Source organism: Bradyrhizobium sp. NBAIM08, assembly GCF_020193935.1.
Taxonomy (GTDB): Bacteria; Pseudomonadota; Alphaproteobacteria; order Rhizobiales; family Xanthobacteraceae; genus Bradyrhizobium; species Bradyrhizobium yuanmingense.
The window spans coordinates 50,224-64,110 of record NZ_JADYVR010000017.1 but is presented as its reverse complement, the minus strand read 5'-3'; the positions used below and the strand labels follow the sequence as shown (position 1 = coordinate 64,110).

The 13,887-nt window shown below is 60.3% G+C and carries 15 protein-coding genes; 14 read left to right on the top strand and 1 reads right to left on the bottom strand.

Features of this window, described 5'->3' with window-relative positions:
• Positions 1-63 precede the first annotated feature (63 nt).
• The 3 genes from I6F37_RS34750 (at position 64) to I6F37_RS34740 (ending at position 1,030) form a co-directional block, all read left to right on the top strand.
• On the top strand, positions 64-309 hold the full coding sequence (locus tag I6F37_RS34750; RefSeq protein ID WP_225130046.1) for a hypothetical protein: 246 nt from the start codon (positions 64-66) through the stop codon (positions 307-309).
• Positions 310-371: 62 nt separating this feature from the next.
• Positions 372-593, top strand: a complete 222-nt coding sequence (locus I6F37_RS34745; protein ID WP_225130048.1) for a hypothetical protein — start codon at positions 372-374, stop codon at positions 591-593.
• A gap of 14 nt (positions 594-607) precedes the next feature.
• Positions 608-1,030 carry a hypothetical protein gene (locus I6F37_RS34740; RefSeq protein WP_225130050.1) on the top strand — a complete coding sequence of 141 codons (423 nt, stop codon included), beginning with the start codon at positions 608-610 and terminating at the stop codon, positions 1,028-1,030.
• Between the two features lie 83 nt (positions 1,031-1,113).
• Here the strand turns inward: I6F37_RS34740 and I6F37_RS34735 are convergent, their stop codons facing one another.
• Positions 1,114-1,419 (bottom strand): hypothetical protein, encoded by a 306-nt coding sequence (locus tag I6F37_RS34735; RefSeq protein WP_225130052.1) that lies wholly within the window; start codon positions 1,417-1,419, stop codon positions 1,114-1,116.
• Positions 1,420-1,668: 249 nt separating this feature from the next.
• Between I6F37_RS34735 and I6F37_RS46025 the strand changes: the two genes are divergently transcribed.
• The 11 genes from I6F37_RS46025 (at position 1,669) to I6F37_RS34680 (ending at position 13,877) form a co-directional block, all read left to right on the top strand.
• Positions 1,669-1,821, top strand: coding sequence for a Fic family protein (locus I6F37_RS46025; RefSeq protein ID WP_225130127.1), 153 nt, complete (start codon positions 1,669-1,671; stop codon positions 1,819-1,821).
• 416 nt (positions 1,822-2,237) lie between these two features.
• Positions 2,238-2,435, top strand: a complete 198-nt coding sequence (locus I6F37_RS34725; RefSeq protein WP_225130054.1) for a hypothetical protein — start codon at positions 2,238-2,240, stop codon at positions 2,433-2,435.
• A 57-nt stretch (positions 2,436-2,492) separates the two neighbouring features.
• Positions 2,493-2,756, top strand: coding sequence for a hypothetical protein (locus I6F37_RS34720; RefSeq protein ID WP_225130056.1), 264 nt, complete (start codon positions 2,493-2,495; stop codon positions 2,754-2,756).
• Between the two features lie 245 nt (positions 2,757-3,001).
• Positions 3,002-3,496 (top strand): hypothetical protein, encoded by a 495-nt coding sequence (locus tag I6F37_RS34715; RefSeq protein ID WP_225130057.1) that lies wholly within the window; start codon positions 3,002-3,004, stop codon positions 3,494-3,496.
• A gap of 88 nt (positions 3,497-3,584) precedes the next feature.
• Positions 3,585-5,717, top strand: coding sequence for a hypothetical protein (locus I6F37_RS34710; protein WP_225148621.1), 2,133 nt, complete (start codon positions 3,585-3,587; stop codon positions 5,715-5,717).
• Positions 5,718-6,573: 856 nt separating this feature from the next.
• Positions 6,574-6,957, top strand: coding sequence for a hypothetical protein (locus I6F37_RS34705; protein WP_225130062.1), 384 nt, complete (start codon positions 6,574-6,576; stop codon positions 6,955-6,957).
• Between the two features lie 598 nt (positions 6,958-7,555).
• Positions 7,556-9,418, top strand: a complete 1,863-nt coding sequence (locus tag I6F37_RS34700) for a P-loop NTPase fold protein (protein WP_225130064.1) — start codon at positions 7,556-7,558, stop codon at positions 9,416-9,418.
• A 208-nt stretch (positions 9,419-9,626) separates the two neighbouring features.
• On the top strand, positions 9,627-10,265 hold the full coding sequence (gene qatB, locus I6F37_RS34695; protein ID WP_225130066.1) for a Qat anti-phage system associated protein QatB: 639 nt from the start codon (positions 9,627-9,629) through the stop codon (positions 10,263-10,265).
• Complete coding sequence (gene qatC / locus I6F37_RS34690) at positions 10,262-11,536, top strand: Qat anti-phage system QueC-like protein QatC (protein WP_225130068.1); 1,275 nt, start codon at positions 10,262-10,264, stop codon at positions 11,534-11,536. Before qatB ends, qatC begins: the two co-directional genes overlap by 4 nt.
• Complete coding sequence (gene qatD, locus I6F37_RS34685) at positions 11,533-12,321, top strand: Qat anti-phage system TatD family nuclease QatD (RefSeq protein WP_225130070.1); 789 nt, start codon at positions 11,533-11,535, stop codon at positions 12,319-12,321. Before qatC ends, qatD begins: the two co-directional genes overlap by 4 nt.
• Complete coding sequence (locus tag I6F37_RS34680) at positions 12,321-13,877, top strand: DUF2235 domain-containing protein (RefSeq protein WP_225130072.1); 1,557 nt, start codon at positions 12,321-12,323, stop codon at positions 13,875-13,877. Before qatD ends, I6F37_RS34680 begins: the two co-directional genes overlap by 1 nt.
• Positions 13,878-13,887 lie beyond the last annotated feature (10 nt).

Genomic DNA, 13,887 nt, shown 5'->3' with positions numbered 1-13,887 from the left:
ATGAGCCGCTTTGAGTGTCTTCTTACAGAGCATGACCGCATGCGCGTTGTGTAGGGGATAGACATGTTGGATCACGAATTCAATGAACAGCGCGCTAAGTTACTGCGTGAACTCGCAGAGCAGGCTGACCCATTTGTTAAAAGGCGCCTCCTGAAACTGGTGGAGCGGTATCAACCTAAGGGGCGAGCAGCGCCGGTTCACGAGTTCACTTTGAGCCTCGGCGATGCCGCCGATCGCAAGCAAGCGCCACCTCCCGATCCGGGCGTACCGCCGTCTACCATCAGCAGAACACGGGTAAGTTCTGATTGAAGTTCGTCTTCTGAATATCCGTGCGTTCAGCCCATAAAACCCGCAACTCGAGGAGAGCAATTATGGCAATCCAGATCGTCATGGACCGCACCGGCGACAGCCGTCATCTCTTCAATCTTCACGACGCACAGGAATTGGTCAGGGCCGAACAGCGCTTCAATGAGCTGACGAAGGTTGGCTTCACCGCTGCGGTCCGTACCGGAACGGACCAGCTATCACAAATCAAATCATTCGACCGGAATGCGGAAGAGACCATCTTTTTTCCGAGGCTCGTTGGAGGTTAGTGGGAGCCCCAGCCATGTTGGCCTTCCGATCGTTGGCCATGGGCAGCCGTTCTCGCATGAGAGCGACACGAGCCCTTTTCATCAAGCACGGCGCCGAGAGCACGCCGGAAGGCCGCTCGCTCCGGCGCTTGCGGGAGTGGCTTTCGCAGGCGCAACGCGAGCAGCTAGCCCGCAAAGGTTACTTCGAGGTGATCGGAAACGAGAGTGGGAGCCAATACAGGGTCTACGCCGGAACTTCCGGTAATGTTTGCGTGGTGGACGAGCGCGATCATCCGCAAGAGGGATTGTGTTTCATGCCGGTGGGCTCTCTGCCGATAGGAGACGTGATGCTCGCCCAGAAGATTGCGTTGGAGACATGCGAAGCCCACGTGCGCGCCGTGGCGAAGGGGTTCACTCCAAGTCGTTTTCATTTTAGGCAAGCCCGACTGCTCGGCTGACTGGCGGTCGCATCATTGCGCTTGCGAGTGGCGGCGCAGGCGTCCTGCTAAGTTGGTTCGCTGCTGAAGCTGGCCGGCGGAGTTTAGTGCTGGGGTTCATCCAATGCCTTGAGTCGCGCGTGGAGAAACGCGCTCGCATGGTCATAATTTGCATCACCGTCCACGACCGCGCGAGCGCGCGGATCGAGCACGCGACCGACCATTTCCGGACCGACTGCATCAACACGCTCTGACCACTGGTTCAGACGTTCATCGGAAAGGTTTTGGCTCGACGTGAATAATTTCAGCCACCGAGATGCGCCGTCATGCTTGTTGTGGTGTCGGGCAACAAATGCATAGAAGGCGAATAAGCTTTGGACATCCTCACGGGATACTGCTCGCTGGGCCATGAACATGCTCTTGTGAAAATAATCATCAGCGAATCAAATACGGATAATACATTTCTCCGGGTGTCGAATACCAAGAAAATTAAATGCCGCTCGGAGTGAGCTTCGAGCTCTGCAGCGCAGCGAACCTCCATTTACCTGCTTTAATGCGAGCCGCGCGCAGCTTGGGCACACTGCCCGTCCGCGCTTTAGCGGAACGCGGCCCCGGCTCTTCACCCTCCTCCCTTCAAGTGCACCGCCGGGGCGGGGCCGCTGGCCCACTTCCTCTCCGAACTCAACGTCATTCACGCGTTCCGCGAAGGCAATGGTCGCACGCAGCTTTCGTTCTTCCTCCTTCTGGCCGATCATGCCGGTCATCCCATCGACCTCGAAGATCTTGAGCCGGATACTTTCTGGATGCGATGATTGCTAGTTTTAAGGGGGACGAAGGACCTCTCGCCGTGGTTATCAGCGACCTGGTCACCTACTAGGCCCCTATCGACAGCTGCTCAAGACGCGACTTCCTTCGTTCGTCGCTCGATCTCTTTTTAGGAGATCCGAACTCACGGCCGAAAAGGCTGCGACGCGTTCGCGCATGCGCGCGAGCTCCGCCTTTTCAGGACAGCAGCATCCTGATTTTTTGAGCCATTTCAGAAGTCAAAGCCGTCCGACCCACACAGTCTACGTGGTCGAAGGCGAAGGTGATTCACGACCAAGGTCGGCGCCGCCTGGGCGCACGAGGACGGCGACGGCTACAACATCTCGCTCACGGCGGCCCTGCCGCTTAACGGGCGCCTGGTGGTGCGCACCGCCAAGGCCCATGCCAAGAACGAGGCGGCGCGATGAGCGCCGCTACCTTCCGCCGGTTCGTCGTCAAGGCGTTTGACTACGAAGAGTGGACGGTCATCGTCGAGGCCGGCAGCTCCGCCAATGCGATCCGCAAGGCCGAGGCGATCTACCGGGCCGACAATTTCGGTGTAGCGAACGGCTTTGATCTCGGCTGGAAAGCCCGGCCGCTGGTTCAGGAGGTGCGCCAGTGAGCACCGCCGGCAAGCTCCCTTCGCAACCGCGTTATCTAGGGCCACTGCATCCAGGTCATGCGGCAGATGGCAACCGGGTCGGTGGACTTCATCCTGACCGACCCCGTATGTCTGCCGATACAATCGAGTAGCGGGCAGACCATCCGCAATGACGACAACACGTCGTGGATCCGACCGGCATTTCGCGAGATGCAGCGCGTCGTGAAGAACCCCGGCCTGTGCCTGACCTTCTACGGCTGGGGCCGAGCCGATGTCTTCCTTGACTGCTGGCAGCTGCAGGATTCCTGGCCTGTCGGCCATCTCATCTTTCCGAAGCGGTAGGCCTCGTCCTCCGGGTTCGTGAAATAGCATCACGAACAGGCCTTTCCTTGCCAAGGGTGACGTGCCCCTGCCGGAAAATCCGCCGGCCGATGTCATCGACTAGGTCTGCACCGGCAATCGTCTGCATCCGACGCAGAAATCCGCGAAGATGCTGCAACCGCTCATCGACAGATTCTGCAAACCAATATCCTCGCGTCTCTTGCGGGCCGAAACGGTACGAGCTGCAGGAGCCAGAGCACTGCCAGTTGCGGTTCACGGTGGACGCCGGCAAGCGCGATGCCCAGACCACCACCGCCGACCTCAGCAAGCTCAACCGGCTGGAGGTGGCACCGACGATGTCGGGCAACTTCGGCATCGTCTACCTGGCCCGCAGCGGGGCCAATACTGTCTCCGTACACACTCGATACGGCGACCAGAGCAGCAACAAGGTGCGACTCAACAACCTGGCACCGGGACAGATAGACGCCTTCCTCTCGAAGGTGGCGGAGTTTCAGGAGAAGTTCTGCAGCGTCAAGGTCAGCGTGCCGGCAAGACCAGCCGCTCAGAGCGTACGCGGCCGATCGGGCCGCTCGTTGAGCGATGCCAAGGGCGGACCGCCGCGAGACCACCGTGGCCCGGCGGCGCGCGGGAGAGCCGCGGCAGATCAACCCAAGGAGCTACATCGACAGCCCATCGACCATTTCACGATCGGTCGCCGGCCGCCCGCAGCTAGACCAAAAGTTCCCCATCTTGGGCATTGACGTTAGCATCGATACGACCCTAGGTTTTCCCAATTCATTTTACTGCTCGATCCGGTGGGTGCCTTCGAGGCCCATTAAGGAGACAAGCATGATTACTTATTTGATAGCCGCAGGCGGCGTGTTCGGGTTTCTCCTGACAAGGTACGTTGCCGCGAAGACCAGGGAAGGCTCACTCTGGCGCGCAGTATTGCGCAACCTCAATCGTTTCTTCCTGCCGTTCGCTATCGCCGGCATTATCTTTTCCGGCCTTCAGATATGGCTCTCCCTCACCGACGACCTCGAAGGAGCCAGCCGGACCATCCGGGAATTGGAGACGGAACTGGCCCGTTTGCGGACTGTGGCCACCTTTCTGAAACCCTCTCCGGCGCTGGAATTCTCTATTTATCTGGCCTTGATTTTTCTGTTTGTGGCACCCTTCTGGGCCAGCCATCGGACCGTAATTAGCGTCTTCAGCGGCTATCTTCGATCGGTAAGCTTCGCCTACGTCTGGCTGACGCTGCTGACCTCTCTTACCTTCTTCGGCGGCATCGTTGCAGGTCCTGATGGCTTGCTCGCCGAACGAATAGCGACGATCGAGCACCACATCGAACGGATTGATGAACGATATGCAAAGGCCCTTCTGGAAACGAAAGCCGTCCTTCTCGCGGAGCTGATGCCTCGTCTCGTGAAGACCTACGAGACGAAAAAGAGGGATGATGATGACCAGCAATGGCCACACATCGTTCTCCTGGCCGACAAGCTCCGAAAGGCGCTTGGCGATCTGCCAGGACAATATCCCTCTCTGCTGGACGGGCCCCACGGCGCCCCGAACGGACCAACACCATCACCCGTGCTTCCGCCAGGACCTCCGCCGGCGAGCGCTTCGGTCGCTTTGTCCCCGTTGAATGTCGACGAACCGCCGATCGTCAGGCCTCTTCCGCCTCTGGAGAAGCTGCAAGAGAAACCGGCATCCCAGCCGCTGAGCGAGCGCCGTGTTGCGCCCGCGAAACTGGATGCTCCCACCGCTACACCGCTCGCTCTCCAGTCGGTCGCGTACGCGTATCGTGGGCGGATCCAGCCATTTGACCAGGCTCTTCCCCTCAAACCGACTTCGGTCGCCGTAACATTCCCGGATGTGCAGGCAACGCGTCCGCAATGGTCGCTCGAAACGGCCGAAGCGATTGAAAAGGAGCTGAAGGCGTCCTCGGCAGAAAAGCGAACTGTTCCGGAAGAACTTCTCGCCTCCACGGGATCACGCGCAATTGGCGCCGCCTACGAGGGAAGCGTCGACGCCGTGATGGATGTTCTGAAGAACAACGAGGACCTCGGCCTGCCGCTAGGTTTCCTGGCCGGCTTTGTGGAAGCCTTCCTCAATGAATCAGTAAAGACCGCTATCGAACGAGGCATCGAGAAGCAGAGCGCACGGCTTGCGACCGGCGCGAGCAAGCTCGCAGCAGCGGTATCAGGATTCACGGACTACGTGGCCGCCGCTGTAGCCAAGGGGTTTGGGAGCAAGCTCCGCGCGCGCACTGAAGCGGTCGTCGCCAAGATCGATGCCATGGAGAAAAGCATAGCTGACGCTCAATCCAAGATTCCGAACGACATGCAGGCGTTATCGATCCAGCAGTTCGAGCCTCGGTGGGCCGGTCTCGCAGCCGTCTGGGGGCAGGCGACCGGTCGTCTTCCCGACGAGTTGCGCAAGCCAGCCGCAGAGGTGCTTGGCGAAATTCGTGAAGCAATCGAGAAGCTCGGACCTGTCGATCGAATGACCCTGCTTTACAATTGCGAGCAGGTCTGGCTCGACTCGGCGGAGAGAACCCGCCTCAGCTACATCTCAGCGATGCTCCGGTGCGAGGAGCTCGCCGGGCGCACCACCGCTTCCTTTCAGCAGTCTCTCCGCAAGGCGCTTCCCGGACTACTCGCTGGCGAGATTGCTGATAAAGGTCTTCGTGACATGGTTCCGTCAATGGTCGGCGATACCAAGATCAAGGGCAAAGATCTGAATGAGCTAGTGGCAGCCTTGCAAAACGCCCGGTCCGACGCGCTCGGCACTCCCGGTGCAGCCGCTCGCTTCATTGCTGAAAGTCGCAAGGCTTCTCCAGCGCGGGCTCGAAGCGGATTCATGGCGGCGATGGGAGCGACTTCTTGCAGCATTCGCGCAGAGCTTGTGACAGAGCATTACGTGAACAATGTGCTCGTCTCGGTCACGCGAACTCCGATAACGCTGCCCTGTTTCCGGTAGCTGTTTCAGCGTTCTTTTCACCTCAAGAGCGGCCTGCGATCGGGCTCGCGAGTATTGAGGATAGACCGCGATCGCATTCGTCGAGTGGCGGCGCCCTGACAAGAATGTACGGCTCCCGGCGTATACTGAAGCACTTGCGCGCAACACTCCTGCCACTTTGTTGAACAGACGAGGGACGAAGCGCCCGCCCCTTCCGTAAGCTGCAGGCATGCGCGTTGTCGTGTCCGCCTCGCTGCTCCGGGTGCCAACGCCGTGGCCCGGGACTGGGGCAACATGGCCGTGACCTCATCGACGCTGGGCAACAACACCAATCGGCTTTGCATCGGCGACCACGCGCGGAGCTCGTTATCGATGAGTGCCGTAACGGTTGCCAGTTCTCGAATTGAGATAAGTCCCGCCACGGTGTGATGAGCCGGATCCGCCCAAATAGCTGCCGCCATGACTGGTCGTGTGATGTCCGCCGCCGTAGCTGACGCGCCCTCCATGTCCTCCGCGTGCGTTTGCTTGTCCGATCACGCCGAGCAGCAACAGACCGGCAACTATTGCAATCAACTTCATATTTCGCCCGCCCCTTTCGAATGTGGAAGCGTATCCAAGCGCAGCCGATGCGTGCTAACAACCTTTGATACGCGCAAATATGCAGCTTTACGCCGGGAACAACTGGAGCCGAGCCGTTTTCCGGCGCGAGTAAGGCGCGCGCCTGTCCCCGAAACGTCTCGATCTCCAATGGAGCCGGTGACCTCGTCTGAATGCCCAATCCGATCGCGCAGAAATACCGCAGATGAACGACCCTCTACGCTGATTATCATCATGGCCGCCATGCTAACGCAGGCCTGCTACTTGCTCGGGGCCAACATTGTCGTCACAGGAAATTTCCACCCAGTCGACTGCTGCAGCCGATCGGGATCTAACCTTCGTAGTGATTGAGCGTCATCGCGAGCTGTCGGCGCATTACGATGCGGCCTTGTCCGTATCGGCGAAGCTCGATGGGCCCGAGTTTGATGCCGCCGACGAAATCAGCAGTCAAAGGACCCATGCTCTCGCGGAGCATGCGAATGTGCTCATCCGTTCAACGCCAACCTCGATCGCGGGCGTTATTGCTCTGACCCGTTACGTCGGCAGCCTACGAGAGTGGGAACTTCCCGATGATGATGCATGGTATCGGGTTTTCTTAGGAGGACTGGCAGACGCGATCGATGGAATTGCGATGGCGCAGCGGCTTGGGCGAGACGGCGATTAACATGGCGCTCGCTTTCATCTTCCGCGGCATACTTTTCTGGGGGGCCATTGCTGCGCTTCTCTATTTCGTGTGGAATTTGCCCTTCTGAAGCCCGACGACTAGGGGCTCGCCAGAACCAGTGTCGAGGCAATGAGGAGCGGCGGCTTTTCAACCACGGTAATCGCCCACTACAATATCAGTTTCGGTCGCCCTGCCGAAGCTGATCCGTCTTGAAAAGCTCTCAGGACGTAGTCGCGGGGGCATACTCGGCCTTTGTGCTGGGGAGAACGCTCATCAGCCGCCCCTTCACTGAGCTCGACAAGCTTGCCCTGGCAGCCAAAGGCGGCCTCAGCTGGGAGCATTGGAGCTGGAGTCAATGGATTGGCTACCACTTGGACATCCGTCTTACTTTGGGATATGTGACGATTTTCTTGTCTGCACGATATGATTCCCTCAACCTTGACGCGTAAGAAGAAGGGTCGTGGTCGCGTTTTTCGGCAACCCTGCGGTACGATGTGCTGCATTTGGCGGCTCCGCCAGGCTCTCCCTGAGGCACGTCCGCTTTTTGTGAGGCCGGATCGCAAGGTGAGAGCTGCCATGACAACGCGCGAGATTGCTGATGTGGCCCGATAACGAAACCGAACGCGACTTCCTGAACTTCTCCGGCGTGGCTGACACGGTCGCCGAGATCATCGTCCAGGCCAAGAGCAGACCAATTTCCATCGGTGTCTCGGGGGCTTGGGGTATCGGCAAGTCGTCGATGATCAAGCTCACCCGCTCCGCGGTCACGGCCCGCGAAAAGAAGAGTGGCGCGAGCAAATACGTGTTCGTCGAGTTCAACGCATGGCTATACCAAGGCTACGATGATGCACGTGCGGCTCTTATGGACGTCATCGCCGATAGGCTTGAGGAAGAGGCCAAGACCCGTGCAACCGCGCTCGACAAGGTGAAGTCGCTCGCCAAGCGGATCAAGTGGTTGCGGGCTGCCAAGCTCCTCGCCACCTCGCTTTACTTCGGAGTACCTCCTGTCGGAGCCGCCGGCGAGATTTTCGAGCTCGGCAAGAAGGTTTTGGCCGAGGGCCTTGGGAAGGACACCGCCGCCGACGCCAAAAAAGCTGCAGCGGATGTGGCAAAAGAGGGTAGCGAGCTCCTGAAGCCGCAGGACGAAACGTCTCCACCGAAGGAAATTCAGGCGCTACGCGATGCCTTCGAACAAACGCTGGAGGAGCTCGGGATCACGCTAGTTGTGTTGATCGACGATCTTGATCGCTGTCTGCCCGAAACGACGATTTCGACGCTGGAGGCGATCCGCCTCTTCCTGTTCCTCAAAAACACCGCCTTCGTCATCGCGGCCGACAACGACATGATCAAGCACGCGGTGAAGAAGCATTTTGTCGGCGTCAACGACGACCTCCTAATCACCAACTATTTCGACAAGCTCATCCAGGTTCCGATCAGGGTGCCGCAGCTCGGCACCCAGGAGGTCCGCGCTTACATGATGCTCCTGTTTGTCGACAACAGCGAGCTCTCTGACGACCATAAGGAGAAGGTCCGGGTTGCTGTGATTGGGCAGCTCAGGCGGACTTGGCAGGGGAAAAAGGTCGATCGAGCCTTCCTTCAGAGTCTCGGAATTGCGTTCCCGGAATCTCTCGTCGGTCAGTTCGACACGGCCGAACGACTCGCTTCGCTGATGACGACCGCCTCCGGCATTCTCGGTAATCCGCGACTGATCAAGCGGTTCCTGAACGCTCTCTCGATCCGCTTGACGATCTCGAAAGCGCAGGGCGTCGGCGTTGATGAGGCCGTGCTGGCCAAACTGCTTTTGTTCGAGCGTATCGGCGACACTGCTGCTTACGCCGAGCTGGTCAAAAACGTCAGCATCGATACCGAGGGCAAGCCCACCTTTCTCAAGGAATGGGAAGAAGGCGCGGTTGCCGGCCGCGATCTGGATTTGAAGGCGCCGTGGACGGGCGAGTTCGTGAAAGAATGGTTGGCGCTCTCGCCGCCCCTGCACGATACCGATCTTCGTGGTGCACTCTACGTCAGCCGCGAATATGCACCGTTGATTACGCCCGAGGATCGCTTGTCGTCCGACGCGGCGGAGCTGCTCGCCGCATTGCTCGAACATCCGGAAATGGCGACCACTCTCAAGGATGGGCTCGCGCGGGTCGCACGCATCGAAACCACGGTGATGATGGACCGCTTGCTTGAACGCGCTAGAAAAGAGCAGGAATGGGGAGCACCGCCGATATTGAACGCATGTATTGCCTTGGTTGAAGCGGATCCAGTCCAGGGTTCAAGGCTGGCGGCGTTCTTGGCTGATCGCCCTGCCCAGCAAATTCAGCCAAGCATCGTTCCCAAGATTGCCGATCGCGCGTGGTCAGCGACAATTCTCGATGCATGGAGTTCGTCGCCCGCGATCTCGAGGACGGTTAAGAACGCGATCAAGAAGACGAGGGACAATGGGAACGTCGCAGTCTAGCGATGGGCCCGGTCCGGGCGTACCGATGGTACCGCCCTGGACGCCCGCCGCGCCACAGGATCCGGTACCACCTCTCGCTCCACCGCCTCCTTCCGACGACCCCGACGCGCCGCCGGCGGAAGGTACTTCGTCGCCCCCGCCGTTAGCTCCGCCGGCTGTCCTCACGCCGCCGCGACTTGCGCCCGAAAAGCGCTTCGGTGGCGTCCGCATGAGCCTTGGCAATTTTGCGCGATCCGGAGACGATCGCGATCTAAGGCGGGGACTTGGGCACTACGTCCGTAGCGGCTACGGCGGCTCCAATGTTACGACCAGTCGATTCGGTGGCACGGCGCAGACGGCAGGAGCGCTCAGCCATGCGCTGTACTCAACCGCCAACGGCGCCGCGGATGCGCCGGTCGACGCGACCGCTCTGGCCGGGCGTTCCGCCGAGGACATCGCGACCGCAATCATAGAAGCGGTCAGGCCCGTCGACGGAACACAGGACGCGGAAGCCGAACGGGCGGCGATACACGACGCCATGTCCGACCTGCTTGCCCAATATCCGGACGCCGACCTGCTCAATCTGTCGAACATCGAGCGCGACTTCGTCATCGAAAGGTTCTCTGCAATAGATGTAGCGCGCCGCTTCGAACTCGATGTCGGCAAGCATTTGCTCGAGAAGGCGGCGACCGCCACAGTCGCGATGGCGCGGTTGAAGCAAATGCGTACTTATATCGTCGAGGCCGTTGCCGCATCCTTTCGCAAGCTGAAGGACCACGGACGGACGCTGACCGCCGGACGAGTCGCCCGCATTGTTCAGGACGCGCTTCGAGATACGTTCGAAGTCTTCGAAGGGTACGAAGAATGAAGCTGCTGTGCGCACCGGCCGACGTCGGCCGGCTGAACGAACAAGGAGCTCTTAGGGTCATTCTCTTCGGCCAGGCCGGCGCTGACGACCGTGGCAGCGCCGGTGCCGCTGTTCGTAACGAGATCCGGAGGGAGCGGCTTGCCCCGGCTCGGAGAGCCTGGGATCTGCTATCGATCGCCATGTCGATCATGGCGGCAGACGCCGCCGGCTTGCGGACCGAAAGTCCGGATGGGTGGACTCGCGAGTTCGAGTTGGAGATTGCAGTCGCCGAGCCCGCGTTCTGGAATGGACTGGCCGGCCTGCTTGCGGACGCGTTGGCCTTTCTAACGACGGACCGCTGGCAATTTCACTTCATCGCCGGCGGTCGCACACCGGTTCCGCCCGAACGGATCGTTAGGCCCCCGGAAAACGCCGTCGTGCTTCTTTCGGGCGGTCTCGACAGCCTGAGCGGTGCGATCGATCTTGGCGCCGATGGGGATCGGCTTGTCGCGATCAGCAAGATAGTCCGCGGAGACGCGGAAAAGCAGCTTCACTTCGCGTCCTTGATCGGTGGCGGATTGAAACATTTTCAGTTGAATGACAACGCGGTGGTGCCGGGGGTCGAGGATACGTCGCAGAGGGCCCGATCGATCATATTTCTGGCCTTCGGCGTCCTGGTCGCCACCGCCCTGAAGCCATATCGACCCGGCGGCGACCTGCCGCTCTACATTTGCGAGAATGGCTTCATCGCCGTTAACCCGCCGCTGACGGGAAGCCGCATCGGCAGCTTGAGCACGCGTACCGCCCACCCCTACTTTCTGGCGCAATTTCAAAGCATCTTGAACGCAGCAAACCTTGGTGTGAGAATCCGCACTCCCTACGCCGCCAAAACCAAGGGGGAGATGCTGAAGGAATGCGAAGATCAGCCGCTGCTGCGCAGGCTGGCGGCGAGCTCGACGAGTTGCGGACGATTTCAGCGCTACAACTACCATCATTGCGGCCGCTGCGTCCCATGCCAGGTGCGGCGAGCGGCGTTCCTGGCATGGGGGCGCGCCGATTCGACCGAATACGTGTTTGAAGAACTGGGACGAGACGACCCGGATCACGCCGGGTTCGATGACGTGCGATCGGTCGGAATGGCGCTGGCCGCCGCGAAAGATGGTGGTTTCGACGCTTGGCTGGGAAGCGCCCTTTCATGGCGCGGCCTTGACGAGCGCGAGGCGCTCAAGGATATGCTACGACGAGGACTGGCAGAGCTCGGGGCCCTGCATGCGAAACACGGTGTCAAGTGATCGATTTCCACGCTCATCTCGATCTCTATCCGGATGCGGTCGCAACTACAAAGGAATGCATCGATCGCAGACTTTTTGTCCTGTCCGTGACGACGACCCCATCGGCCTGGTCGGGCACGGCTGCCCTCGCGAAAGACGCAGCGCGCATCCGCACCGCACTCGGCTTGCATCCGCAGCTCGCAAACGACCGTCAGGGAGAATTGGCACTATTCGAGGACCTTCTTCCTAGGTCGAGGTACGTCGGCGAGATCGGCTTGGATGGAGGTCCTGAACTCAAAAGCACCTGGACGGTCCAGCATCGCGTGTTCACGCAGATCCTGCGCATGTGCGATGCCGCTGGCGGGCGCATTCTGACAATCCACAGCCGACGTGCGGCCACACCCGTGTTGGAGGCGCTCGCCTCCAACGCCAATGCCGGCGTGGCCGTGCTGCACTGGTTCTCGGGGTCCAAGAACGAGCTTGCGCGCGCCATCGACCAGGGATGCTGGTTCAGCGTGGGACCGGCGATGCTGGCGAGCGAGAAAGGTCGCGCGATAACGGCGGCGATGCCACCGAGCCAGGTGCTCACGGAAACGGATGGACCCTTCGCACAAGTCGACGGTCGTCCACTGTCGCCCTGGGATGCGGCAATGGCGGAGGGAACGCTCGCCGCTATCTGGGGCGTCAGCGAGGACGACGTTCGGGATCGATTGATGGAGAACCTAAGACGCCTGACCAGCGCGGCCCCACCGGTTGAGCCGGATGCCACCCGCGCGGCACCAGGGAGTAGAGTGGGGAGGATATAGTGGGCAAGAACGTCGTCGTATTTTCGGATGGTACCGGTCAGGACGGGGGTGCTCGTCCAGAGCAGCGCATCAGCAACATCTACAAGATGTACCGGATCTCGCGCGACCACGCCGACACAGCCATCGATCCGTCGAAACAAGTGGTGTTCTACGATGCTGGGCTGGGCACCGATATCGGCGCCACCGCCCTCACTGCTCCTGTCCGCTTCGTCCAGAAACTGCTCGGCTCTGTGACGGGCGCTGGCATCAAGCGCAACATCGCCGACTGCTACGAATTCATCATCAATCACTACGAAGAGGGCGACCGGATCTTTCTATTCGGCTTCAGCCGTGGCGCCTACACGGTACGTAGTTTGGCAAACTTGCTGATGCTGTGCGGAGTGCCCACCGAGACCCCTGGTGGTCCGCTCATGCGGCACCGCAAGGCCGCCAAGGACATCGCCTGGGAGGCCGTCGATACCGTGCTGGAGCACGGCGCGGGCCATCCAAGAGCTGAATTTGAGTACGAGCGGCTCGAACTGGCGCGACGGTTTCAGCTCAAGTACCGGTCCGGCGATGGCACTGATTCCAACGTGGCTCCATACTTCATCGGTGTGTTCGACACCGTCGCCGCCTTGGGGGCCAGTGGCATGCGCTACCTGGTTATTCAGGCCGGCCTCGCGGCCGGCGTCTCCGCCGTCGCCTTCGCTGCCGGCTTCCTTCCGTCCATGCTGTTCGCTGTGCTGTACAGCGCCTTGTTCGGCACGAACTTCATGCTGGTCGGCTTTGTTGCGCAAGTCGCCATTGTTGGCGCAGCCCTTGGCGCGTTCTGGTACTGGCAAACCAAGGCCGATACCAAGACGATCAGCGATTATCCAAAGCCTGGGGAGTTCCGATCCCACAAGGCCGTATGGAAGGGAGAAAACTTCGATCGTCTGCTGAGCAAACACGTCGCTTTCGCTCGCTCGGCGAACGCGATCGACGAAACCCGGAAGGACTTCGACCGCGTCGCATGGGGCGGAGGCGATGAAGGCTCTCCCCACTTTCCGGGGCATGAGCGGCTCCGCCAATGGTGGTTCGCCGGTAACCATTCGGACGTCGGGGGCTCCTATCCGGAGCCGGAATCTCGGCTATCTGACGTCGCGCTCGAATGGATGTGCCACGAGGCCGTTTCGGTTCCGAACGGACTCCTGACCGGGCCCATTTTCGTGGGTGGCGTCAAGATGCCGAACACCGGCGACTTTGGCCCCGCATTGAACGTCTACCCTGCGGCCGACGGCGTGCAGCATTGCGAGGTCGCCGGCATGCGCGACACGATTGACGGCTACGCCGCCAAACTTCCGAAATGGTCGTGGCTGCAGAAGTACGTCGCACGCCAAAACTGGGAGACCAAGATCCGCAATATCGACCCGGCGGCCAAGGTCCATCCCACCGTCGGGGCGCGCTTCGACCTGCCCAGCGTCCTTCAATGCACGCGGGTCGGCGCCTATCGTCCCGATGCACTCGCAAACCACAACGCCTTCAAGCAGTACTATCACCAGGTCGGAACTGCGGCGAACTCAACGCCACCCAGCTGAAATCCCGCGC